This window comes from Calothrix sp. NIES-2100, from assembly GCF_963875285.1.
Classification (GTDB): Bacteria; Cyanobacteriota; Cyanobacteriia; order Cyanobacteriales; family Nostocaceae; genus Aulosira.
Map to the genome: position 1 here is coordinate 1,727,193 of NZ_CAWNLA010000001.1, position 22,819 is coordinate 1,750,011.

Here is a 22,819-nt window from a genome sequence, read left to right on the forward strand (position 1 = left end):
TTAAGTTCCTTTCAACCAGGATAGTTGACTAGTGGCGCTGACCCAGGTGCTACAGTAGCCCAACCAGTTTTGACTGACTGACTAGCGGCTTGGGCGTACTCGGAAGCTGCTTGATTTTCTGCGGGCGCAAGTTTGTTGGTTGCTGCTTGGGCTAGCCATTGGTGGTAATCTTCTGGAGATTCAACTACCACATCTGCGTGCATGGTTGCAAAGTATGTGCCGCTATATTGAGAATCGGTTAGTTGGTATTTACCTGGGCGAATGGGAGTGAATTCAAAGTCAATATTATGGTTGGGAATGATGTCTTGCTTCAGGCGGAATGCGGGGATATAGAAGCCGTGGAGGACATCTTCTGATTTCAGTGCCAAACGGATGCGGCGATCGCTTGGCAGATGAAGTTCAGTACTGGTAACATTTCTTTCTGGATAGTGGAAAACCCATGCCCATTGTTTGGCAACTACGTCAATGTTTTCCACTGGTACCAGGTTGGACGCGGTGAGGGGGAGACTTGGTGACGCGGCGACAGAAGAAGTCCCCGTGTCCCTTTGTCCCCGCGTCTCCTTGTCTTCCATTGGTGCTGCATAAGCTGATTCCATTCCCATTGGATTATGCAGGTGAACCAATTCCATTGGGCCTTGAATGCCCATCTTTTCATAGACTTGGTAACTGTAAGCTGCAATCCAAAATACTAGCAGGATGGGGATAGCTGTCCAGACAACTTCTAGGGTTAAATTACCCTCAATTGCTGGGCCGTCGCTCAAATCACCCTTAGCTGCGCGATGGAAAATGATCGAATACATGAGAGTGCTAGTCACACCCAAAAAGATAAAAGCACCTAGGGTGACCAAGAAGCTGATTAAATCATCAATCAGGACAGATTCAGCCGCCGCTTGTGGAGGAAGCCAGGTATAAGCCTGCTTACCAATCCAGATACTCATAACAGTAATAGCGATCGCGCCTGTTATCAGTGTAAAAATATTTAAAGTCTTCTGAAGTTTCATGGTCTATTGGTCATGGGTCATTGGGCGTTAGTCATTGGTCATTAGTCATTGGTCATTGGTTATTGTTAGTCACAAATGACAAATGACAACTGACAAATGACAATTAACTACTTAAACACTGTGTTCAGGTCTTGGCCTAATCGCAACAAACTATCTGCTGTATTGTGAACACCAAATTCGGCGGCTAGTTGTGCCCCTAAAGTGCCGTGGAGGTACAAGAGAAACATCACGAATACACCTGTGAGGAGATAGCGCGATCGCACTTGTTTCTCTTCATACCGGCGGGTAACAAAGCGCTGGTAAGCTCTCCAGACAGTCATACCGATAATGATCGCTAATAACAACACACCACCGATACCATGCCAAAGCATTGTATCCATCGCCTGCAATCCCCAAGCACTTTTGATGTCAGTTGGCGGTTGTGCTAGCAACATTTCGTAAAAGCCAGCCGCCACTGTGAAAAAGGTAATGGCAGATGCTGCTACCATGTTGTACCAGCCAACATCAAATAAGTTGTCACGTTCAACAGAAATTGCAAAAAATTTAAAGACCCATTTCTGGAAGGGAAATACTGCCCCAACAATATCAAAGGTAATACCAATGATGAATAGACCTAGAGTCAAATGGACTAAGTTCGGATGAACCGGAATACTGTAAGGTAAGCCGTTTGGGCCTAATTGCCCGCTTAATTGATTAATGAGTTCTGAGTTCATGGCAAAATACCGTCTCTGAGTGCTTCAACAACGGGTACTGTATGCAGTCCATATACCCAAACCAATTCATCTCCCAAGTACACTTGCAAGCCAACTATTGCTGTTAAAATTAGCCCTGCACCGAGATAATAAATTGATATTCTCTGTGGGTCGCGGGCACGAATTACATAGCGCCAAGCTGTAACTGCGGCAATAATTCCTGATAGTGACCAGCCAATGAGTGTATGTACATTTAGCACTGATTTAGCAGCTTCGTAAGGATGTGCTAAACCTGCTTCAAATTGACCAAAAATGATGGCGACAAAGATGGAAATTGTCGCGATTAACATATTCCACCAACTCACCTCAAATAGCCGAAAGTTACGGGTGAAATAGCCAATTACATCGCAACAGAAGGCAAACAACACCATCGCAATTACAAAGTGGACAACGATGGGATGGAGCGTATCTGGATACGGTAAATTGTGGTCATTCAAATTTGTTAGATACTCAAACACGGTATTCTCCTAGGCATATCTGTTTTACCTCAAACAAACTTCTGCGATTGATACCCTAGAGATTTCGCTACAACTTCTCTACCATTACCGGAATATAGAAATACATATATTTGGGGCGATATCCGGTTGTTTTAATATTAGGTTCGTGGTAGAGGAGTTGAGTGATAGAGTTCAATCGTCAGTGAAGGGTTTTAGTCTCGATTCATTGGTTCATGGGGATTTTTTGAGATAACGACTTTTGCTGTTGACCAAAGAAAATCGCCGTTTTCTCTTTGATTAATTAAACCTATCTATTAGCTTAAGGATTTTTTTAGTAGTTGTCAAAAGAGTCTAAATAAAAAATTTAGGAGTAGTTGTTTTATCAAAAAACTGTTTTGTTATATGTATCGAAGTTAGCAGCTTGATAAAACTTAAATGTAGCAGCCGTTATTTTTGTTAAATAGGTGACATTTTCATATTATTAATTTGTGATTTTCAGTACAAAATTCTTGAATTGGAGTAGTTGCTCTCAATTAATTTGCTGCAATTAATCAGCAATGTATGTTGATTATTCCTAAGGTGAAATCTCTCAAATGTTGGTGATGATAGGATTTGAGTCCGCCAGATATATATTAATTAAGGCTTTTACAATTTATAGCAACCTGTAGAGCAATAATATATCTTGCAATAGGATTATTTAGCAACAAATAAATTCAGAGCTATTTAAATTGTGAGTGGAATGGAGAATGCGTAGACGCGCAGCAGCTTGTCGTAGACATCACACGCCGTTCTGGTTTTATTCCCCAAAAGGGGATGCAACTAGTAAACACCCAAATTTTACCGTTTTAAACCAAAACTGGAAGACCCTGTTTCCAGGCTACCTGTATGATTAAAACAATTCATAGCGAGGAAAGTAACATGACTACTTACAAAATCGAATTAAAAGACGGGATTTTGCGAGTTAATTTTGGTGAACCTGCCCAAAATGACCAAATTGTCAAGGATGCAGCCGCGCGACTAGAGGAAATGGCACAGTCGGGAGAACTTGCAGGAGGCCCTCTATTGAAGATTAACGGGCCGATCTCTATACCTGTGGCGTTTGTGTTAGCACATAAACTTGCTCATATTTACGGTGCTGTTGGTTTTTTTGATCCTAAAATAGGTAAATATGTGATTTCTATCACACACAATCCCACGTATAAATTAGGAGACTTAGTTGATTGAGTGGCTGATTTGACTCTCCACAGTTGCGTAAATTTGGTGATTTACAGTGATGATAACAGAGAGAGCGATGAGCGATCGCATTTGTATCCTTGCGTTCGTTGCTGGAGTGCGAATCAAAATTGCTGGAGTATGTACAGATGACAACACAGATGGAAAATACAAATTCGATCACAACTGCGATCGCTTGGTGTTTGGCTTGGGGCGATGAACGACAACCTAAGCATAGCCTGGAAGTGTTGCGGCAAATGCGCGAGGCTTTGAATGATGGGAAAGAAGTACCGGAGGAAGTTCAGGCTTTAGTGAAGCAAGCGCAGGAATTACACAATTTAGAGTTTCCAGATACTCTAGAAAAATTAAAGCAATTACCAGAGAAATATCCTCTGCTATGGAATTCTAAAATTGGTTTAGTTTATGGTGGTGCTACTAAGATTAAGCAATATGTGTTTGAAGAATCTAAACTCCCAGATATTCGTGGCGCTTCTGGACTTTTAGATAAAATTAACTTGGTTGAGTTACCTGCTTTCTTTAATGTAATTCCAGAGTCAACTATTGACAACTACAATGCCGAATTTCCAGAAATTAAAAGATGGCTGAATAAAAATTTTGCTTGTAAACCTAATTTATCAGATGCTTTAATTCCTGAACTAATTATTTATTCAACTGGTGGTAATATCCTTGCTTTTTGTCCAGCAGGTTTTGTAGATAATTTAGCTAATGCTATAGAAAAACGTTATACCCAAAGAACCCTCACTGCTAATTCTTGTGCAGTTGGAGAAACTTTTAGAATTTTAGAAACTAGCTTAGGGTTGCTTAGAGATAATATTGCAGAAACATTTTGGCTGGAAAAATATCAGAAAGAGTATCAAAATAGCATTGTTGAAGCGTATTTCGGAAAAATTGATGACGTATCAAAACTTGAAGAAACATTTAGAAAGCATAAAAGTTTTAACGAATTAACCACAAAGTTAGCAATTCGTTTTAATCAACGCCGTAGTGGAAATGATAGCGAAAAACGTCCGACTCGTCGCTATCCGCCAATGTTTGAAACTCATCCTTACCTAAGAAGAGATGAAGGTGAGAAACGTTCTGCTATTGCTCAGATAAATCAACTAACTGGTAAACCTTATCTTTCTGAAAGTGTAATTTATAAACGCAGAATAGGCGATAGAGCAAAAACTAGCATTTCTGAAACACCCAAATGGTATCAACATACTGGGCTAGAATGGGAACCTGGAATAATTGAAAGTTGGCTAGATAAATTTGTGGATTTTTTGCAAAATAATTCCGAACAACGTCAGAAATATTATGGCACTAAAAACGATGGTAATAAAGAAATTAAAATTGCCCAATCTTTAACTCAATTGGGCAAAGTAAGTAATAACTATGTAGCATATATATATGCCGATGGTAATAACATGGGTGGTTTTATTCAAAACATCCGCAAACCGGAAGAATATCAAGAATTTAGCCAAGATGTGGAAAATGCCACAAAATATGCTGTTTATCAAGCTTTAGCATACAATCTGCATCCTCGTGAAATTAAAGGTATTAGTGAAGCAGAATCAAAAGTTCAAAATGGAGATTTAATTCATCCATTTGAAATTATTACGATTGGTGGTGATGACATTTTCTTGATAGTACCAGCAGATAGAGCTTTACAAATTGCTAAGATGATAGGTGAGCAATTTGAAAACATACTTTTAGAGAAAGTCAAAATATCCGGAGTAAAAATAAAAGGCAAATATAAGATAGATAAGAATTTGCTAGTTTCTAATAAGCACCATCGCTTTGCTGAAACCATATCAGAAGAGGAACAATGTAAACTTAGTATGTCAACAGGTGTATTAATTACTGCTTACAATACACCAATTTACTATGCAGAAGATTTGACAAACCAGTTGATGAAATCTGCGAAAAAATATGCTAAAACTCTCAAAGAAAATGGCTATTCTGGTGGAACGATAGATTTCTTTACTATGAAATCAGTCACCATGATTTCATCAAATATCGAAGATTTTCGCAAACAAGCATTAACTATTGATAACCGAGGTGCAAAACTTAAGCTTTACTCTGCACCTTATACACTACCAGAATTAGATAAACTTTTGAAATCTATTCGCGCACTGCAAAAAGCTGAATTTCCTAAATCACAACTTTATCAAATTCGTAGTTTTCTAGAACGAGGTAAGCGAACTGCTAGTTTAAATTATTACTATTTTCGTCATCGACTGAAAAAAGGACAAGACGCACTGAAAGCCGATTTTGAAAATATCTGGTGTCAAGCAAAAACTAATGAAGGTAACATCGCACCTTGGATGTACAATCTCGAATTCAAAATATATGAAACTATTTGGCGAGAAATGGTAGATTTATTTGATTTAATTACTTTTTCAGAAATTGAATCTCCACAACCATCACATAAGGAGATTGCACCATGATAAGACTTAGTGAATTATCCAGCACTAACACAGTTGAAACTTACACAATTACTGCCATAATTGACTCAGCTTTATGTGTAGGCGCAGGAGGTTCTTCTGGTTCCTTAGCAGATAAACCGATTATCAGAAATTCACAACGTAATTTACTAATTCCTGGTTCACAGATAAAAGGCCGTGTACGTCATGAATGTGAAAAACTACTGCGTGGTTTAGGGTGGGAAATTTCTGAATCTCCTAATGCTGGAAAAATGGTTATTCGTAGAGATAATGCGCCTTCTACATTTAATCGCGATGAATACAAAATTCCGGGATATGAAAATACATATCACTGTTTAATCAGCCAAATTTTTGGCGATCCAGTTTTACCTTCACGAATAATTTTTGACGATTTAGTATGTACAGAAGAACCAGAAAATTTACCTGAATTCTTGCGGACTGGTGTGACAATAAATCGCCGTCGTCGTAGCGCCGAGGAGAAAAAACTATATTTTATCGAAACATCACCTGCAAATGCAAAACTTCGATTTCAAGGAGAAATTCATATCCAACCCAGCTTAACACCTGAACAACCAGATTATGCAAAAGCATTAATTTGGGCAGGTATAAGACAAATTCATGCATTGGGGGGAAGTAAGTCAGCAGGTTTAGGATGGTTACATTGGGAGTTACCAAATATTGATGTATGTGCTGAAGTTTGGCAATTTTTAGCAAGATGTGAGATTAAATGAAACGTATTCAATTAGAGATTAAGGCGTTATCTCCCTTAGCCATTTCTCGACAAAAACCAGGCGGTTCAGTTAGTGAATGTGAAAATTATATTCCTGGTAGTGTGATTCGTGGGGCGGTTGCCAGTGAAATTTTAAAACAATCAGGTCAGCAATTTAATAATCTGAGCAAAAATGGTGGTGATTTTCAAGCTTTATTTTTGAGTGATGAACCTGCGATTTTTCAAAATGTTTATCCGGCAAATGTAAAAGCTGAGAAAGGTAGAATTTTTCCCCAAGATAGGATAAAAGAAATAAAGTTATTACCTGTTACTGCTTTGAGTTCCAAAACTAAACCAGGATTTTGCAGAAAGAGAAATGGAAAATGTTCAACTGAGTACAAAGGAGCTTTTGATAGTTTAATAGACAGATTTTGTGCTGAATATTATGGTTTACCTTATGATCCTAATTGTCCACAAGATGGAGGGAGAGTTGAACCATATAGCAATTTTTATAGCAAAGTAGGTGGGATGTATTACAATTCTTCGGTTAGTAAACGCCTCTTAACAAGAGTCGGGATTAATCGCAGAAGAGCAACATCTGAAGAAGAAATATTATACAGTATTGAAGTTATAAATGAATCGGAAACTAAAAATAATAACTCTTTAGTTTTTAGGTCATCTATTTTAGTGCCAGAGAGTGTAGAAGAGTTACCAGAAAACTTGCATAAGTTTATCAACGATAATTATAAAAATTTTCGCTTTGGGGGTTCAACTTCACGAGGCTTAGGAAAGGTAGAAATTAAGGCTAAATTAGGAGAAATTATCCAAAATATCCCAGAAAAAATAGAATTATTTAATGCTACATTCTGGAAGCGTTGGCAAAAATGGTCAGTTTTTGGTAATCCAATTGCGGAATTACCTAAACGCACTTACTTTACTTTAGATTTACAATCAGACGCGATTTTAACGGATAAATGGCAACGCACTACTGTGATTTCTGAACCGATGTTAAAGCAATTTGCAAATATTGAAGATGATTCGTTAAAACTTGAAGTTGCTTATAGTAGTTACGATTATCGTTCCGGTTGGAATGCTGCATGGGGATTAATGAAAGATGTAGAACTAATCACAAATAAGGGTGCAGTTTATTTATTTAGCACTATAAAACCAGAAATTTGGTATAACGCTTTAGCTGATTTAGAGTTACAAGGTATAGGGGAACGTACTTGTGAAGGTTTTGGACAAGTAGAAGTTTGTAATGATTTTCATCTTGTATTTAGAGAGGAGGCTGCATGACAAATTTTTCAGCGCAACAAAAGCAACTTAAAATTCAGCAAGTAATTCGTCAATCTGAAGATGAATTAGTCAAGGCTATTCAAACTGCATTAAACGATACGACCTCTTACGATAAATTAGAAGAGTCTCAATTTCGTAATTTAGTTCGTGTTGCAGATACTACTGAAAGCGTAGAAGTGATTAAAAACTTTTTACTCTATCAAGTTGGAAGGGATAAAAAGTGGGGTAGAGGTGAAAATTCTCTGGCTCACAAAATTATTAATGATATAGACGACAAAATTAAGACCATAGCTAAAGATATTAGAACAAAGTCTGATGCGGATGAGTTAAACCCTATTTGGATAGAGTTAATTCGCCGTTATTTAGGCTATGGCGCTCGCTATTTGGTTTACAAAAATAAAGGTGAAGTTTAAATTATGAAGAGGGTAGCTATGCCAAAGATTGTAGTTTCTACTGTAGGAACAAGTTTATTAACAAATCAGATTGATGTATACACTGATCCTGAAGAGTATTTTACACATATACAAAGATCAGCAAATGATCAAGAAGAAGAAATAAGTGATAAAGCTAAAAAAACTATTCTCGACTTGAAATATAGGGCTGAGGATAAACTTGATAATGCTAAGAACACTAAAGAAATTAGAGACACTAGTGCCGAACTCAATGGTATTTATGGCTTATACGGGGGTAATCTAGAACAAGGAAAATTAGATATACATTGGCTGATTTCCACAGATACCTATCAAGGTAGAATTACAGCACAAATTGTTAAAGAATTCTTAAAAGATAAAGGAATTAACGCTCAAATACAAGTACCTAAACAACTTTCAACATTCAATACTGAAAGGTTTGCTGATGGTATTGATGAGTTTTTAGAATGGTGGGATACAATTTTCTTGGCATATAAAGACAGTCATCAGATTTATTTTAATCTTGTAGGTGGTTTTAAAGCACTACAAGGTTATGCAAACACCATCGGGATGCTATACGGTGCTGAAATTATCTATATATTTGAGGGTAATTTAGATTTTATTACGATACCTAAATTGCCACTCCAGATTGATTATTCTGTCATAAAGCCTGCCCAATTTGCTATCATGGCTTCATCTGTAGATATTTGGGTTAAATTATCAGAACTTGAAAATGTGCCAGATAGTTTAATATTTAGAGTTGGAAATGAAGCAAAACTGAATAACTGGGGAAGGTTGCTTTGGAATAGATGTAAAAGAGACTTTTTAACAGGTAATAAACCAGTTGCTTTCCCACGTTTAATTTATGATGATAATTCTTCTTTTATGAAGGATTATCAAAGAGATAATGTTAGTAAACAAAATAAATTTGATTTGCATGAAGTATTAGCTGAAGTTTCAGCTTCCATGATTAAGTTTAATGGAAACACTACTCGTTTTGACCCTAGACTACATTTTACTAGATATGAAGGTGGACAAAAATGTGAAGGAGGAGTAAGAAAGAATGAAATTGATCATTTTTATATTAAAAACACAGGCTGGCGTGTAAGTTGTATTGCCAAAAATGGCAATTTATATCTCCGCCATTATGGAAAGCATGATGATGTCAACGACAACCCCTAATTATCTTATGTTCGACACATTTAAAAATCGTCTAGAAATCACAGGTACACTCACCACAATCACAGCACTACGCATCAGCGCAGGTGGTTCTAGCGATGTCAGAGGATCGGATTTACCTGTAGTTAAAGATGCTTTAGGTAATCCATTAATACCAGGTTCTAGCTTGAAAGGTGCAATGCGATCGCGCCTCGAAAGTTTCCTTAGAGGTATTGTAGGAAATAATCGCAAACTCGTGGCAAATCCAGCCATTGAGGATGAATGGTCAATTACTTCCCAGGAAATGAAGCAGTTAAAAGATGCTTACGATGATGACCAAGCTTTGACTGATGAAATTCTCAAGCATACTGATTTACCATCTTACCTGTTTGGTTCACCCTGGATTGCTAGCAAATTCCAAGTCCGAGATTTAACTGTAGTATCTGATACTTGGTTTGGACAATACCAGGAAAGAGACGGTGTAGCCATTGATAGAGACACCGAAACAGCCGCAGACGGGAAACTCTATGATTTTCAAGTAGTTCCAGCAGCGACACAGTTTGAGTTTAAGGCTGTAGTCGAGAATGCAGAACCTTGGGAATTGGGTTTATTGATGATTGGCTTACACCAGTTTGAAACTGAACAAATACCTCTGGGTGGAGGGCGATCGCGTGGCTTGGGTGTCGTTAAACTAGATATTGACAAGATGCTGTGGATTGATGTCGATAACAACCCGGAAAAATTGTTGCAATACTTGCAAACATTGGTAAATGAAGATACCAGCGATACATCAATCTATGAAGATGGTAAGCAGTTTAAAAATACTTGGACACAGTCTTTGATCAATCATTTAACTGACAAGTTAGCTCAAAATTCTACCAACTCAATTGCTTCAGGAGGGTAATTATGGCTTTCAGCAGTTTCAAAACTATCGGTGAGGTTCTCAAGGCGTTCCAAGTTACTTACACGGATGCGAATTTTATCAGTGAACTTGCTTTTACTGTTTCTGATTACTTCCGTGAAGATTTAGAACTGATGATGCGGGATGCTGTTGTTAATAACTCAGAGTTTGCTATATGCGAAAATCTGATTTATCCCGTACTCAAAGAAGTTTGGAAGACTTATCGCAGTAAATTTATTTTATGGGGTCATAAATCATTGAATTATGATGAAAATTTATCAGGTTTCCCTGAATATATTTTGGCTAACCGTTCACCATTAGGTAAAGTTGTCTTTGACAAGCCGTACTTCATTTTAGTAGAAGCCAAGCAAGATGATTTTTCAACAGGTTGGGCGCAATGTTTAGCAGAAATGATTGCATCCCAAAGACTACATGGAGAAGATGACATCGTTCTCTTTGGTATTGTTTCTAATGGAGATGCATGGCAATTTGGCAAATTAAAAGCAGATAAATTTACTAAAAATATAATATTCTACAACATTTATGAGCTAGATAAATTATTTGCTGTTGTGAATTTTATCTTTCAACAATGTGAATTGCAGCTAAATAATTTAGTTGCTGTCTAATCTGCAATATTTCTTCAATTAAATATAGCTATGCATAAAAGATTTGTTAACCATTGCACTATTGATGTAACCCTAATTCCTGACGGGGCGATTCTCATTAAATCGGGGAAGGAAGGGGCTGATCCGACTAAGCCTGATATGGAATTTGTGGAAACATATCATGCAGGGGGGCGTTCTATATATTTACCTGGAAGTAGTTTAAAAGGTGCAATCCGCGCCCATGCGGAAAGAATTGTCAGGACTGTAGGCGATGATAAACCCAACTCCAAAAAATTACCTTGGGCTAATGATCCGTTAAGTGATAAGTACGATTATCTCAAAACTAGAGATGGTAAAGATTTACCTGCACCAGATATTTACAAACTCTCTAGTTTTACAGATCAAATATTTGGTAATACTTCGATTGCTAGCAGATTGAGAATTGAAGATGCTTATCCAGATAAATCTCAGCCTCTGAAAATTGAAGAACGAAATGGCGTAGCAATTGATAGGGTTTTTGGTTCGGTAGCGGTGGGGCCTTTTAATTATCAAGTTTGCACGGCTGGGGAATTTAAAACTAAAATTCATTTGAAAAATTTCACTCTCTCTCAGTTGGGTTTAATTGGTTTAGTATTGCGCGATTTAAATGATGGTTGGTTTGGTTTGGGTTTCGCAAAATCTCGCGGGTTGGGTACTGTAAAAGTGAAATTGAATCAGGCGACTGTGCAATATCCTGGTTGTGTTTTGTCGGAAGATAAACGCCAAATTCAGGCTATTGGTAGTCAAAAACAATGGGCTAATACTTTTCTTTTAGGTGCGGGAGAGTTTTTAACAGATGAAGATGCAAAATTATATGGTTTCTCTCAACCAGATTATCAAGATACTCCTGTAGCAGCACAAGAGATGGATTTAGGTTTTGGTGTCCAACTTACTTGGCGGGATGGTACGGTTACAGATTTATTTGAACGGGCTGTTCGGTCTTGGAGTGGTTTATTAGGGGTATCATGATGAAGCCTTTTGTTGTATATAAGAAAAAACCTTTATCAGTACAAGACTTATTAAAATTAATCACAAGTTTGGAAAAATTGGCAGTTGAAAAACTGACATGTGAACCAAGTTACTATTTCTTGCGCTGGACTCACAAAGTTAGTAGAGATTGGAAAAAAGCACCAATAGAAGAATGCTTTCCCATGATTGAAGGTCAAATGTTCAATCATTATTATGAATTAAGGTGGAAGTACAAGCGTCAAGATGTGTATGAAGTTTTACTTTTAAGTAAAGATAGTGATGAAGTCTTGATTTCAAGCATCGCCAAAGATTATCCTGACTTTGCACCAGTTGGTGAACATTGGCATACTCAAGACAGAGATGCTCATTTACATTCACCTACAGAAACCCGTTTTCCTAAAGGATTTCCTGACAAAAAATCAGATATTGCTCAACGTTATTTTATCGATAAACAAACTTCTACAGTTCATTTTGTCGCTTTGACAATTAAACAATAATTATGACAGTAAATCGTCCACAACGACCTCAACCACCTAACCGTTCTAGTGGTGGGGGTTCATCGTCAGAACTTCCGTCAAAACCTTATGAATTCGTTTCGTTTCCCCAAGAACGCCCTAATTTACAGCATCCGGCTGGACATCATAAATATTTTAGCGATCGCCTGCATGGTACTTTATATCTTACCCTGAAAGTGCAGACTGCTCTCCATGTCTCTACTGGGGTGGTGGTTATGGGTAGCGATATTGGCAATAACCGCATTCCCTTAATTAAAACAATGGTACAGGGTGTTGACCAAAAGCTCTCGATTCAAGGGAGTTCTCTTAAAGGTTGCATCCGGTCTGTATATGAGGCGATTACTAATAGTACTTTAGCAGTTATTACTAATAGATATAAAGATAAAATTCCCCCAGAACGCTTACCTTGTCGTCACAAAGAACAACTTTGTCCAGCTAGTAGAGTTTTCGGTGCAATGGATTGGCAAGGTTTGCTAGATTTCAACGATGCGAAATGTGAAAATATCAGCTTTTATACAGGGTTTATGCCTTCCTTGTATCGTCCCCGTCCTGATGAACGTGGGGCATACTTTATTCGCGGTCGAGTTGCGGGACGCAAGTTTTATTATAATACTATCAAGGCAATTGATAAAGGTCAAAATTCTGGAATTCCTGTACAACAAGCTGGCAGAGAATATATTTTTAACACTCAATTACACTTTAAAAATTTGACAGCGGAAGAATTAGGAACTTTATTAATTGTCTTAGGACAAGATGCTAAATATCCGATGGCTTTAAAAGTTGGCGGTGGTAAACCGATAGGTATGGGAACAATGACTGTCAAAATCGACAAAATCCACCAGCCGCAAAATCTCAAACAGCGTTATTCATCCTATAATCTCAATCAATCTGATGAGTTGATTGGGGAAAAATTACAACAATTTATCAAGGAAAAAATTCAAGCAGCACATTCACAGCTGATTCAAAAACAGCAACTAGAAGAACTCGCTGCGATTTTGCGCTATCCAACCGACCGTGAACCCCCATCTGGAGTGTACTAAATTATGACAATAGCTGAGTTATCTTCGGAATCTCTCACAGATGCACAGTGGGAAATTGCTCATGCGATCGCCCAAACACTGGTCAAAGATAATACAGATGTCAACGAATTGGGTAAAGCTGTTGCTTATCTCCGCGCTTCTGTAAATCAGCCAAATGCCACTTCCAGGTTTTTCCAATACCTGAAAACCCTCGTCAGTAATGGTAGACAAATTGGACACAGTAGTAAAACTACCGATTATTACCGCAGTATTGAGAGAGCTTGTAGTGATTATCTCAAAAGCGTGACCGATGCTTATACCATGCTGCAAATTTTAGGCTGGGTATCGCGCCTGATGCGTTATTACAAAGATGCTGGCGTTCCAATTGGGGAAATTGCGACTCCGACAACGCCTGTTTTTGAGTCAGCGCGTCAAGTGGAAATTGCTAAAGCTACTAATACTCAGAAGTTTACAGTTGGTCAAATTGTAGAAGCTAGAGTTACTGCTATTAAAGGGAATAAGGTAACTTACGAAATCCTGGGAGCTATAAAACTAACTGAAAAAGAACCAAAAAAAGCACAATTACTTAGTGAAGGGCAAACAGTTAAGGTTGAAATTTTAGACCTGAAAGAAGATGGGAGCATCAAGAAAGTTAAATGTATTGAATAATACAAAAATAATTGCTTGTTATTTTTATGTTGCCAAAGTAACATTAAGATAGTATTCAAAGTTTAATATTTTGGGTGCTTAAACTTTAGATATCTGAACTCAAGGAGAAAAAAAATGTGTCATTAACCCGAAATAATCACAACAAACTGATTCAACCGTATCCACAACCTCTAGTTAGCGTATTTAATACAAAGAAGGTAGTCATGCTCAATATATCTGTGTCAGTACAAGTCACAGTCTGTTCTGGTATATCTCAAACCCAATCAATGGATCGTCACCCCTCTGCTCTACAAAGTGACGAAGTGGGTAAAAAACTCATCAAATCTCACCATAATTATAAAAAACTTCCTCAACTGGTAGGAATATTATCTGCATTTCTTGTTGCCGCTAATAATGGTGTACAGGTCTGGCAGAATTTACGTAACAACGTAAATATTAGCTCTCTTTCTGATCAGTTATCTAGCGTTGAGCAAGTCCAGCTAGATTCTAGAGAAACTGACTAAAAATACGAAAGCCTTGCTTTTGCAAGGCTTTTCCTCCACTATTTGTAAGTATTTACCAAAAATTAGTTAAAACAGTCAGCCAACTTTTTCTTATCTTGAGACTAACTTGACTTTCTTAGCTTGTAACGATACTGTCTTAATTACTAGGGGAAATATGTGTTTCAAATACCTAAAAAGGACTTATATCTTACCCCGCAAGGGGATTGAAACACGCTCCTAGACGTTGATATTACTGTTGATTCAGTTTTTTCAACTTCCCCGCAAGGGGACTAAAAAGCAGGTATTATATTTATTTAGGTTGTTCACCCATACACTTAGGCTTAAAAAGAGCGATCGCTTTTCCTTGCAGTTTTCTAATTGATCGATAAAATATGAAAATTTGAAGGAAAATAGGCGGATGAAAAATGTGATGCCAATTTAATTCATGATTTTGTGTTATGAATTGTCGTCAAGGGCGGGGAGACCCCACCCCTACAAATTCATCTGTTGCATTCTTTTTTGAAATTGATATTAAATGCGTATTTTAATAAACATGAAAGGTGAAGATGAAAACAAAACCTTTTAGTGAGTTGCGCAAGAGAATGACACCCGAACGCAGGGCGAAAAGCAAAACTCGTGCTAAACTCGCACTACTTCATATTAATTTGATGGAACTCCAAGAGTCGTTGGTTTTGACAGAGGATGATTTGGAAAAAGACCTCGGTAGTGTTGAATCTATTCTTTCTAATTTAGAAAACCAAGAGGATATTCAAGTTGTAACTCTCTCACGTTATATTCAGGCTCTTGGTGGAAGTTTAAAACTAGTAGCTAATTTTCCTAATGAGGAGAAAGAAATTATTCTTGCTCAATTCGATTGATGGCTAATTATCTTGAATAAGGGAATAGCAAAAAATAAATTAACCCAAATCGTAGGGGCGGGGTCTCCCAGCCCAGACCGACGAGTTATAAAATAAGCAAATTGATGATTGGGATATTTTTTATTTGTCACCTCGCTATCCCAAAATACCGCCGTCACCCTAGAAGGGTGCGGCTAATTGTACAAAGCCTGCATTCGCAGGCTCAATTTCTTAGCCCACGAAGGTGGGCTTTGTAACTATAGCCCCAGGCTTCTAGCCTGCGGGCGGTATATCGGGTATGCGAGAAAACTATTTGTGTCAGTATTGAGCGAAGAGACCATAAAGCGAATTTATACGCCAAATATTCCGATAAAAGGTCAAAAAACTAAATTATCTCCTAACAATAAATTATTTCTCTCGATACAAAAAAATATTTACAGCGACATTAATTAAGTTATTTACAATTTGTAATATATTGCCGAACGCCCTCTAAAACAACAAGTTCAGCAATTACAACCTGGTTAAAAATCCAATTTTTACTTTACAAAAGTCAACAATTGTAGAGTTAATTGGTAATTACGAATTATGTTGAAATTGATCCCTATTTATTTTTAATTCAATCTATGTGATCTCAGTTGTCTAAAGTTAATGAAAATGCGATCGCTCATGATCCATATCATCCCCTGTTTCTGTTCCCTGTGTTTCTTCAAAGTGTGTAGACACCAAGCGGCGAGTCAAAAGACATCGCCCCTAGCCGGAAAATTTATCCCCCTTTGGGGATGAAACCGCAGTAAAATATTCCACATTATTTGCATAGCAAGCAGCGATGGCAAGAGCAGCTACATCTACCAGTCGCAAAGCCAAGTCTAAAACTGTGTCTCCCGCACTTCCTAAGTGGACGGATGACACAGAATTGGTGGGATTGGTGTTTGACCTTGAGGCGACTAGTTCAACTTCCCTCTATTCCCAGTACACAATTGGACTTCATGCTTGGTTTCTTGACCAAGTAAGGCAATTCAACCCCGAACTTTCGGCTTATCTCCATGATGGGGAGTCAGAAAAGCCCTTCAATATTTCGGCGCTGGAAGGTCAACTCCTCCCTAGTGGTAGACAACTGCATCTAGAAGCCAAGCAAATTTACCATTGGCATGTTAACGCTCTTTCCCCAAGGGTGGCGCAGTTTCTCGGTCAATGGTTAACCCAATTGCCACAAACTTTAGCTTTAAGAGATGCACCTTTGCAAATCAAACAGGTGAGTATCGCCCATCCACCCACCACCTACGCTCAATTGTTGCAGTCAGCTTTAGAGAAACAAACTAATGTTAGTCTGAGCTTTGTCTCACCTACCAGCTTTCGCCGCAAAGGTCATCATTTCCCCCTCCCGGTTCCCATGAATCTCTTCCACAGTTACCTGCGGCGCTGGAATGACTTTTCGGGAATGGCTGTAGAACCAGAAGCTTTTCTCGACTGGATAGACGAAGGAGTAATCATCCACCAGCACCGCTTAGAGTCAGTAAAAGTGGCGGCTGGTAAACGGGGTTCGGTAACTGGGTTCACCGGCGCAATGTCCTGTGGTTTGAGTAAAGCAGCTTTAGCAAATCCAGAATTTACCCAATTGTTTTATGCCTTAGTCAAACTTGCACCTTACTGCGGTACAGGACACAAAACCACTTTTGGACTAGGACAAACGCGCTTGGAATGGGTGGAACCAGAACCACATACACCCACCCAGTTACTCACAAATTTGCTGGGAGAACGGATTGCGGAATTAACAGCGATATTTACAGCCCAACGCAAACGCACCGGAGGCGATCGCACTGATAAAATAGCCTCAACATGGGCAACAATTCTCGCCCGCCGGGAAATGGGCGAATCATTACAAGTAATAGCCCAGGATTTAGAAATGCCCTATACCACCGTGAAAACCTACGTCAAATTAGCCCGTCGGGCGTTGAAGCAGGAAGAGTGAGGGGGAAGGGGGAAGGGGGAAGGGGGAAGGGGGAAAGGGGGACAAGGAAGCAGAGGAAGCAGAGGAGAAATAACCAATGCCCAATGCCCAATGCCCAATGCCCAATGCCCAATCCTAATAGATTTGATTATCGTTAGAGACGAGTTTAACTTATTTTTCTTATCATTCATGCACTCCGGTGTCAATGAGTACATTTTTCATGTACTGATAATAATATAGTTAAAATAAAGTTTTGTGAAGCGAGGACTAGGAATGTACATTGTACAGATTGCCTCGGAGTGCGCTCCTGTAATTAAAGCAGGCGGTTTAGGGGATGTTGTCTACGGACTGAGTCGGGAATTAGAGATTCGCGGGCATTGTGTCGAGCTAATCCTGCCCAAATATGATTGTATGCGCTACGACCATATTTGGGGACTACACGAAGCCTATCGCAATTTATCTGTACCCTGGTATGGTGGAGCAATTAATTGTTCTGTTGAATGCGGTTGGGTACATGGAAGGGTGTGTTTCTTCATTGAACCCCATTCTCAAGATAATTTCTTTAATCGCGGTTGCTATTACGGCTGCGATGACGACAATATGCGCTTTGCCTTCTTTAGCAAAGCTGCTTTAGAATTTTTACTGCAAAGCAACAAGCGACCTGATGTAATTCATTGTCATGACTGGCAAACAGGCTTAGTTCCAGTTATGCTCCATGAAATGTACAAGTATTATGGCATGGAGTATCAACGAGTTTGCTACACCATCCACAACTTTAAGCATCAAGGAATGGGCGGTATCGAAACTCTCCAAGCTACAGGTTTAAATCGCCCAGAATATTACTTCCAATACGATAAGTTGCGTGATAACTTCAACCCCTTTGCTTTGAACTTTATGAAAGCGGGGATTGTTTACGCCAATGCTTTCACCACAGTTTCACCAAACCACGCTTGGGAAGCGCGTACTAGTGAAGTTGGTTGTGGTTTAGGTCATACTTTGCATTTGCATCAAGATAAATTCCGTGGGATACTCAACGGGATTGATTACGATTTTTGGAATCCAGAAGTTGACCGCTACATTCCTTCTAACTATACGCAAGACAATTTTGAACAAAAATTTGATAACAAAAAAGCTTTGCGAGAGCGGCTCATGCTCCGCCAAGATGATAAACCAATTGTTGCTTACATTGGTCGGTTAGATAATCAAAAAGGCGTGCATCTTGTGCATCACGCTATTTATTACGCCCTGAATAAAGGAGCGCAATTTGTATTACTAGGTTCCGCAACTGAACCAGCAATCAATGCGAAATTCCAGCATGAAAAACAATTTTTAAATAATAACCCAGATGTCCATTTAGAACTGGGCTTTAACGAAGAATTATCCCACCTGATTTATGCCGGGGCAGATATGATTGTTGTCCCCAGCAATTATGAACCCTGTGGGTTAACTCAAATGATTGGCTTGAAATACGGCACTGTACCGATTGTGCGCGGTGTTGGTGGTTTGGTAAATACAGTATTTGACCGCAACTACGACCAGAATTTACCACCAGAAAAACGCAATGGATATGTGTTTTATGAGAGTGATAATCAGGCGCTTGAATCCGCAATGGGACGGGCAATTGATTTGTGGAATTACTCTCCTGAAGAGTTCCGCGAATTAGCTATTCAAGGTATGGAGTATGACTACTCATGGAATGTTCCTGGTGGGGAATATGTAGAGATTTACGATTGGATCAAACACAAATGGTAGTTTCAGTTCGCTTTAATCTGGCTGCATGAAACACAGATAATAATGTGTAGCCAGCAGAGTAGTTGAGACTCTACCTTTAGCTCAAAATTTTCTCTCTCAGGAGGCGGCTTGTCCGCCTTTTTCTGTCTCGACTACGAGATAATACGGTGAGATAAATATGATAAATCAGCATATACAGGATGCGATCGCTCAACTGCAAGAATTTGCACAAGGCAAAAGTTGCTTCAACTGAGGTAATCAAGTTGAAGCAAAACATCAACTCCTGATTTTATCAGGTTTGCGGAGTCTGCCAGTATTTATACGCTGTTGTGGCGATAAACTTGTCAATTGTTTGTGTAGCTTGGTTTTTGGCTGGATCAAATGGTAGCATCCTGAAAACGCTACTAAGTTGCTACTAAAATTAGGGCTTTTTTGTGGGTTAGATAAACTGGTTAAAAGAAAAAAGCGATTGCCTCCAAGAATGGCGATCGCTTTTATTTGGTGTAATTTATGTGAGGGTAAGCCATACCCTAGAATCAATTGTGACTTCCCATTTTACGTAGGGTCAATGAACTTCATCAAATCCTTAACAAGGTATGGCTTTCAAATGAATTTTTACGATTGGCTCAATTTAGTTGAGGCGACGATTCAATACATCGAGCGGGAAGCTCAGATAAAAAAGACCCTTGAAGACAGGCTAAGCGACAAGGATCTTCAGTTGCAGCAGAAGGAGGAGCGGATCATTTTCCTTCAAAACCAACTTACCACTGCTAGCACTGCTCTATTTGCGGATTCTTTGCAGTTGAGTGAACTACAAGACAACTTTGATCGGTTATCGGAACTTGTTAAGCCCCCAAATGTTAAGCCCCCAAACGAAAATGACGCGAGTTGATATGGTGGTCAATCGCGTCAAATTTAATTTCAGGGTGCATCTATCGGTTACATCATATTTTAAGTTCTTAGAGATTCCAACCGATCTAGTGTTTGTTCAATATATTTTTGTGAAGTCAGCATCTCTCTCTGAAATGCTAAAAACTGCGCTTCGAGCATAGATATTCTTTTTTCAATTAAATCGCTTCTAGTATCAAAATCGCGGTATAGGCGATTATGCAAATTAGCTATTACCCAAATTCCCCCGACAAGGGGAATTAAACTGATTATCGTATCTATGAATTTCATAGTATAATTCCTTTGATAACATTTATTTAATGAGCCATTATCAGGTGTATTTTATTGGCTCATTATTCTTTATATTTATTTTATATTTTCTAACGGGTGATTGGGAATGAGGAAAACACTTGATTAATGCAATCAAGTGTTTTTCTCTTTATTGATTTATTTATCTTGAAAGTAATTGGTCAAGCTTAAAATTGATATTTGCAAATTCCTGGGTCGAGAGAATTTCTTCTGATGTATCGTCTACTCCGATGTATTGCCATACTGTAACTTTGGCTCTAGGAAACCATCGAGGTACTTTAATACTAGTAGCGTATAACGTTGAAATCTTGTCAAAAAGAATTAGATTAATTCTGTCTAAAAATAGTACTTTCCCTTTAACTAAAGTTGCATCCTGACTACCACCGACGACTAAACCAGTACTAATTTTTTGGTTAATATATCCTGCAAAGTTCCAAATTGAGCCTTCCGGAATATCTGTTTCTATATTGACCGCAAGAATAAATTTATCAAGGCTAAAAGGGATAACTATTTCAGAAATGGGGTTAAGTAAATAGCGCCCATTTTGTAAAGGAACTTGTATAGCAGCGATGTCTGTATAATATAAGTCTTCCCAGTTATCTTTGTTGTTTAATTCTACTACTCTCATACTCTCACTTTTTCTAGCTGCGAGAGATTACAAAATCAACATGATCTGCGAACTCGTCTAACATCTCAAATGGGTTTGGGATGCCGTAATACTCAAGTTTATCAAGATAGTCAATAATATCTATCTTCCCTGCTAGCCAGTCTCTAGCGGCTTGGTTGATGGCAAGCATAGCCTGAAATTCAGATTCAGTTGCTGTACCATCAACAGAGACGGATAGCAAATCAATCGCATCATTTGGAGTCCAAATAATTCCCGTTCTTGCTGCTATCTCGCTCATTAACCCTCTGGAGTAAATTTATAAGTATTCTTACCGTTGTTGCCATTCACAAAAGTGGTAAAGCCAGATGAACCCTTGATATCCGCTACGGCTGCATCATACTCTTGCCCCCCAGTATTTTGACCAAATGCAGCAGTAACTGAATCTACATCAGGCTTGAGATATTTTGCTCCAGTTATACGACTAGGTTTTTTTTCCGTACCAGGCACAATTGCCTTTAGTGTTAGCTTTGCAAATTTGTATTTTTTAGCATCGATCAACAATGGATTTGTCAGAGCGCCAAATTCTGTTTCAGTTGTGGTATAGCTAGCAAGAAGCGTTCGGAGAACATTAGCGACCCCAGCACCTTGCCCGGTTTGACCATCAGCAATTAACCGCGCCGGTAAGTAAACTTTTGTAGTTCCGGCCGTGCCAAAGGGAGAAATATATCCAGCTTCTCGTGCTATCTTTGCTCGCTTAGTTTCATCGGTAATTTCCGCATATTTAGTCTGTCTTTCTGCTGGTGTGGATTCTAGCCATAAAATGTATTTATCATATCTAGCCTTTTGTAGCGGATAGCGTTGTAAGTCCCTAAATCCCATAAAGGTTAATCACTTTGTTCAAAATTTATACATAATCTTACCCTCAAAAATGCTTAAGATTTTTTATAGAGACCTCTAGAGGTTTTTAGCTCCATAATTTTTAGGTTTAAGTAAGTAATAACCGCAAATAATTAAGGATATTTAACCAAACCTATATTTCGCATAGTTGTATCTAGTAAAAACACTGGGGGGACAAGAGCGCCCAAAGAAATATACGCACTTCTAAAACGGAGTACTGCAACTGGTCTAAATCTGCGTTTTTGTACTTGCTTGCCAAGAATAGTTATTTTACCTGCTGTTGCGGTTGTTGTACTAGGCTTTTCTGGATCATTGATTAAAACCTTATCAGAACGGAATGGTACGTCAATAACATTACAAATTTTCTCGTAAATTTCTACACCATCTGACTTAGCATTAACTAATATGTAATTGCCCTTTGCAAATCCATTTTCTGGATCGGTATAACTAGCAGCTTTATTACCACAAGTATAGGTTATACCCCTGCCCCCAGACAGAAAAGTCGTTTTAATTTCATTAGCTATTTCTGTCATATCTGCTTTAGTAATTGCTGGCTTACTATGCCCACTAGTGCAGGCGAATTTCATTAATCTTACAGTTTTTTCATGTTGCACTGGAGATTCTTCAGTAGGCGTTGCTGAGGCATCCTGAGAGAACACAAAAAATAATTGAGGGTGACCTGCTAGTGGAGGAGCGTTACTAAATGTACTACCATACATAACCGCTAGATTTTTTCGCCCATATCCAATTACATTAAAGAATAAGTTATGACGCATATTCATTATTGCGTCATTGTCATCATCAGTAATTCTGCAAGCTAATTTTAAAGATGACCTAGTGGATGATAAGTCACCAGTCCCCTGTACGTCATTAAAATATCTATCTACTCGTCTATTAAATTCAGTTTTATAAGTTTGCTGTAAATGCTCGAACGGGTTAAAGTCGTCAGGTAAAGTCACAA

The 22,819-nt window shown here is 38.5% G+C and carries 26 protein-coding genes; 18 read left to right on the plus strand and 8 right to left on the minus strand.

Going from position 1 to position 22,819, the window contains the following annotated elements; genetic code table 11:
* Window positions 1–11 precede the first annotated feature (11 nt).
* The 3 genes from AACU32_RS07190 to AACU32_RS07200 form a co-directional block, all read right to left on the minus strand.
* Complete coding sequence (locus AACU32_RS07190; RefSeq protein ID WP_096598962.1) at window positions 12–1,001, minus strand: cytochrome c oxidase subunit II; 990 nt, start codon at window positions 999–1,001, stop codon at window positions 12–14.
* 107 nt (window positions 1,002–1,108) lie between these two features.
* Window positions 1,109–1,714 carry a DUF2231 domain-containing protein gene (locus tag AACU32_RS07195; protein WP_096598963.1) on the minus strand — a complete coding sequence of 202 codons (606 nt, stop codon included), beginning with the start codon at window positions 1,712–1,714 and terminating at the stop codon, window positions 1,109–1,111.
* A complete protein-coding gene (locus tag AACU32_RS07200; RefSeq protein ID WP_096598964.1) occupies window positions 1,711–2,211 on the minus strand; it encodes a DUF2231 domain-containing protein in 501 nt (166 codons plus the stop codon). Before AACU32_RS07200 ends, AACU32_RS07195 begins: the two co-directional genes overlap by 4 nt.
* A gap of 897 nt (window positions 2,212–3,108) precedes the next feature.
* On the opposite strand from AACU32_RS07200, the gene AACU32_RS07205 reads away from it, so the two are divergent.
* The 18 genes from AACU32_RS07205 to AACU32_RS07290 all read left to right on the plus strand — a co-directional run bounded on the left by AACU32_RS07205 (window position 3,109) and on the right by AACU32_RS07290 (window position 20,049).
* Window positions 3,109–3,414, plus strand: a complete 306-nt coding sequence (locus AACU32_RS07205; protein WP_096607899.1) for a CRISPR-associated protein Csx3 — start codon at window positions 3,109–3,111, stop codon at window positions 3,412–3,414.
* Between the two features lie 49 nt (window positions 3,415–3,463).
* The gene (locus AACU32_RS07210) at window positions 3,464–3,622 is read left to right on the plus strand and encodes a hypothetical protein (protein ID WP_339377619.1); all 159 of its coding nucleotides are present in this window, start codon (window positions 3,464–3,466) and stop codon (window positions 3,620–3,622) included.
* Window positions 3,552–5,852 (plus strand): type III-B CRISPR-associated protein Cas10/Cmr2, encoded by a 2,301-nt coding sequence (cas10, locus tag AACU32_RS07215; protein WP_339377620.1) that lies wholly within the window; start codon window positions 3,552–3,554, stop codon window positions 5,850–5,852. The genes AACU32_RS07210 and cas10 overlap by 71 nt, the downstream gene beginning before the upstream one ends.
* The gene (locus tag AACU32_RS07220) at window positions 5,849–6,580 is read left to right on the plus strand and encodes an RAMP superfamily CRISPR-associated protein (protein ID WP_096598965.1); all 732 of its coding nucleotides are present in this window, start codon (window positions 5,849–5,851) and stop codon (window positions 6,578–6,580) included. Before cas10 ends, AACU32_RS07220 begins: the two co-directional genes overlap by 4 nt.
* Complete coding sequence (csx10, locus tag AACU32_RS07225) at window positions 6,577–7,854, plus strand: type III-D CRISPR-associated RAMP protein Csx10 (protein ID WP_096598966.1); 1,278 nt, start codon at window positions 6,577–6,579, stop codon at window positions 7,852–7,854. Before AACU32_RS07220 ends, csx10 begins: the two co-directional genes overlap by 4 nt.
* Window positions 7,851–8,267: a hypothetical protein gene (locus AACU32_RS07230; RefSeq protein WP_096598967.1), complete on the plus strand. Its 417-nt coding sequence runs from the start codon at window positions 7,851–7,853 to the stop codon at window positions 8,265–8,267. Before csx10 ends, AACU32_RS07230 begins: the two co-directional genes overlap by 4 nt.
* An 18-nt stretch (window positions 8,268–8,285) precedes the next feature.
* A complete protein-coding gene (locus AACU32_RS07235) occupies window positions 8,286–9,446 on the plus strand; it encodes a putative CRISPR-associated protein (RefSeq protein ID WP_096598968.1) in 1,161 nt (386 codons plus the stop codon).
* Between the two features lie 7 nt (window positions 9,447–9,453).
* Window positions 9,454–10,326 (plus strand): type III CRISPR-associated RAMP protein Csx7, encoded by an 873-nt coding sequence (csx7, locus tag AACU32_RS07240; protein WP_096598969.1) that lies wholly within the window; start codon window positions 9,454–9,456, stop codon window positions 10,324–10,326.
* 2 nt (window positions 10,327–10,328) lie between these two features.
* A complete protein-coding gene (locus tag AACU32_RS07245; RefSeq protein ID WP_096598970.1) occupies window positions 10,329–10,949 on the plus strand; it encodes a hypothetical protein in 621 nt (206 codons plus the stop codon).
* Window positions 10,950–10,979: 30 nt separating this feature from the next.
* Window positions 10,980–11,936 (plus strand): RAMP superfamily CRISPR-associated protein, encoded by a 957-nt coding sequence (locus tag AACU32_RS07250; RefSeq protein ID WP_096598971.1) that lies wholly within the window; start codon window positions 10,980–10,982, stop codon window positions 11,934–11,936.
* Window positions 11,933–12,433, plus strand: a complete 501-nt coding sequence (locus tag AACU32_RS07255) for a hypothetical protein (protein ID WP_339377621.1) — start codon at window positions 11,933–11,935, stop codon at window positions 12,431–12,433. Before AACU32_RS07250 ends, AACU32_RS07255 begins: the two co-directional genes overlap by 4 nt.
* A gap of 2 nt (window positions 12,434–12,435) precedes the next feature.
* A complete protein-coding gene (locus AACU32_RS07260; RefSeq protein WP_096598973.1) occupies window positions 12,436–13,491 on the plus strand; it encodes an RAMP superfamily CRISPR-associated protein in 1,056 nt (351 codons plus the stop codon).
* Between the two features lie 3 nt (window positions 13,492–13,494).
* Window positions 13,495–14,139 (plus strand): hypothetical protein, encoded by a 645-nt coding sequence (locus AACU32_RS07265; RefSeq protein WP_096598974.1) that lies wholly within the window; start codon window positions 13,495–13,497, stop codon window positions 14,137–14,139.
* 116 nt (window positions 14,140–14,255) lie between these two features.
* A complete protein-coding gene (locus AACU32_RS07270) occupies window positions 14,256–14,642 on the plus strand; it encodes a hypothetical protein (RefSeq protein WP_096598975.1) in 387 nt (128 codons plus the stop codon).
* A gap of 545 nt (window positions 14,643–15,187) precedes the next feature.
* A complete protein-coding gene (locus AACU32_RS07275; RefSeq protein WP_096598976.1) occupies window positions 15,188–15,499 on the plus strand; it encodes an XRE family transcriptional regulator in 312 nt (103 codons plus the stop codon).
* A gap of 805 nt (window positions 15,500–16,304) precedes the next feature.
* Window positions 16,305–17,447 carry a CRISPR-associated endoribonuclease Cas6 gene (cas6, locus tag AACU32_RS07280; protein ID WP_096598977.1) on the plus strand — a complete coding sequence of 381 codons (1,143 nt, stop codon included), beginning with the start codon at window positions 16,305–16,307 and terminating at the stop codon, window positions 17,445–17,447.
* Between the two features lie 252 nt (window positions 17,448–17,699).
* A complete protein-coding gene (gene glgA, locus AACU32_RS07285; protein ID WP_096598979.1) occupies window positions 17,700–19,178 on the plus strand; it encodes a glycogen synthase GlgA in 1,479 nt (492 codons plus the stop codon).
* A 547-nt stretch (window positions 19,179–19,725) separates the two neighbouring features.
* The gene (locus AACU32_RS07290) at window positions 19,726–20,049 is read left to right on the plus strand and encodes a hypothetical protein (RefSeq protein WP_339377622.1); all 324 of its coding nucleotides are present in this window, start codon (window positions 19,726–19,728) and stop codon (window positions 20,047–20,049) included.
* 59 nt (window positions 20,050–20,108) lie between these two features.
* On the opposite strand, the gene AACU32_RS07295 is transcribed toward AACU32_RS07290, so the two are convergent.
* From AACU32_RS07295 to AACU32_RS07315, 5 genes are all read right to left on the minus strand, one after another.
* Window positions 20,109–20,336 (minus strand): hypothetical protein, encoded by a 228-nt coding sequence (locus AACU32_RS07295; RefSeq protein WP_096598981.1) that lies wholly within the window; start codon window positions 20,334–20,336, stop codon window positions 20,109–20,111.
* A 160-nt stretch (window positions 20,337–20,496) separates the two neighbouring features.
* Entirely contained in the window at window positions 20,497–20,982 is a 486-nt protein-coding gene (locus AACU32_RS07300; RefSeq protein WP_096598982.1) for a hypothetical protein, read from the minus strand.
* A gap of 13 nt (window positions 20,983–20,995) precedes the next feature.
* A complete protein-coding gene (locus tag AACU32_RS07305; protein ID WP_096598983.1) occupies window positions 20,996–21,259 on the minus strand; it encodes a hypothetical protein in 264 nt (87 codons plus the stop codon).
* Window positions 21,259–21,840, minus strand: coding sequence for a hypothetical protein (locus tag AACU32_RS07310; RefSeq protein WP_096598984.1), 582 nt, complete (start codon window positions 21,838–21,840; stop codon window positions 21,259–21,261). The genes AACU32_RS07305 and AACU32_RS07310 overlap by 1 nt, the downstream gene beginning before the upstream one ends.
* A gap of 131 nt (window positions 21,841–21,971) precedes the next feature.
* Window positions 21,972–22,817 (minus strand): hypothetical protein, encoded by an 846-nt coding sequence (locus tag AACU32_RS07315; RefSeq protein WP_096598985.1) that lies wholly within the window; start codon window positions 22,815–22,817, stop codon window positions 21,972–21,974.
* Window positions 22,818–22,819: the final 2 nt, after the last annotated feature.

Bases quoted from the DNA above. Each gene is read 5' to 3' on its own strand.
- cas10 (WP_339377620.1), top strand. From the start codon at position 3,552: ATGACAACACAGATGGAAAATACAAATTCGATCACAACTGCGATCGCT.
- AACU32_RS07190 (WP_096598962.1), bottom strand. From the start codon at position 1,001: ATGAAACTTCAGAAGACTTTAAATATTTTTACACTGATAACAGGCGCG.
- csx7 (WP_096598969.1), top strand. From the start codon at position 9,454: ATGTTCGACACATTTAAAAATCGTCTAGAAATCACAGGTACACTCACC.
- glgA (WP_096598979.1), top strand. From the start codon at position 17,700: ATGTACATTGTACAGATTGCCTCGGAGTGCGCTCCTGTAATTAAAGCA.
- AACU32_RS07195 (WP_096598963.1), bottom strand. From the start codon at position 1,714: ATGAACTCAGAACTCATTAATCAATTAAGCGGGCAATTAGGCCCAAAC.
- AACU32_RS07210 (WP_339377619.1), top strand. From the start codon at position 3,464: ATGATAACAGAGAGAGCGATGAGCGATCGCATTTGTATCCTTGCGTTC.
- AACU32_RS07265 (WP_096598974.1), top strand. From the start codon at position 13,495: ATGACAATAGCTGAGTTATCTTCGGAATCTCTCACAGATGCACAGTGG.
- AACU32_RS07250 (WP_096598971.1), top strand. From the start codon at position 10,980: ATGCATAAAAGATTTGTTAACCATTGCACTATTGATGTAACCCTAATT.
- AACU32_RS07310 (WP_096598984.1), bottom strand. From the start codon at position 21,840: ATGGGATTTAGGGACTTACAACGCTATCCGCTACAAAAGGCTAGATAT.
- AACU32_RS07295 (WP_096598981.1), bottom strand. From the start codon at position 20,336: ATGAAATTCATAGATACGATAATCAGTTTAATTCCCCTTGTCGGGGGA.
- AACU32_RS07255 (WP_339377621.1), top strand. From the start codon at position 11,933: ATGATGAAGCCTTTTGTTGTATATAAGAAAAAACCTTTATCAGTACAA.
- AACU32_RS07290 (WP_339377622.1), top strand. From the start codon at position 19,726: ATGAACTTCATCAAATCCTTAACAAGGTATGGCTTTCAAATGAATTTT.
- AACU32_RS07260 (WP_096598973.1), top strand. From the start codon at position 12,436: ATGACAGTAAATCGTCCACAACGACCTCAACCACCTAACCGTTCTAGT.
- AACU32_RS07230 (WP_096598967.1), top strand. From the start codon at position 7,851: ATGACAAATTTTTCAGCGCAACAAAAGCAACTTAAAATTCAGCAAGTA.
- csx10 (WP_096598966.1), top strand. From the start codon at position 6,577: ATGAAACGTATTCAATTAGAGATTAAGGCGTTATCTCCCTTAGCCATT.
- cas6 (WP_096598977.1), top strand. From the start codon at position 16,305: ATGGCAAGAGCAGCTACATCTACCAGTCGCAAAGCCAAGTCTAAAACT.
- AACU32_RS07300 (WP_096598982.1), bottom strand. From the start codon at position 20,982: ATGAGAGTAGTAGAATTAAACAACAAAGATAACTGGGAAGACTTATAT.
- AACU32_RS07235 (WP_096598968.1), top strand. From the start codon at position 8,286: ATGCCAAAGATTGTAGTTTCTACTGTAGGAACAAGTTTATTAACAAAT.
- AACU32_RS07275 (WP_096598976.1), top strand. From the start codon at position 15,188: ATGAAAACAAAACCTTTTAGTGAGTTGCGCAAGAGAATGACACCCGAA.
- AACU32_RS07305 (WP_096598983.1), bottom strand. From the start codon at position 21,259: ATGAGCGAGATAGCAGCAAGAACGGGAATTATTTGGACTCCAAATGAT.
- AACU32_RS07220 (WP_096598965.1), top strand. From the start codon at position 5,849: ATGATAAGACTTAGTGAATTATCCAGCACTAACACAGTTGAAACTTAC.
- AACU32_RS07245 (WP_096598970.1), top strand. From the start codon at position 10,329: ATGGCTTTCAGCAGTTTCAAAACTATCGGTGAGGTTCTCAAGGCGTTC.
- AACU32_RS07205 (WP_096607899.1), top strand. From the start codon at position 3,109: ATGACTACTTACAAAATCGAATTAAAAGACGGGATTTTGCGAGTTAAT.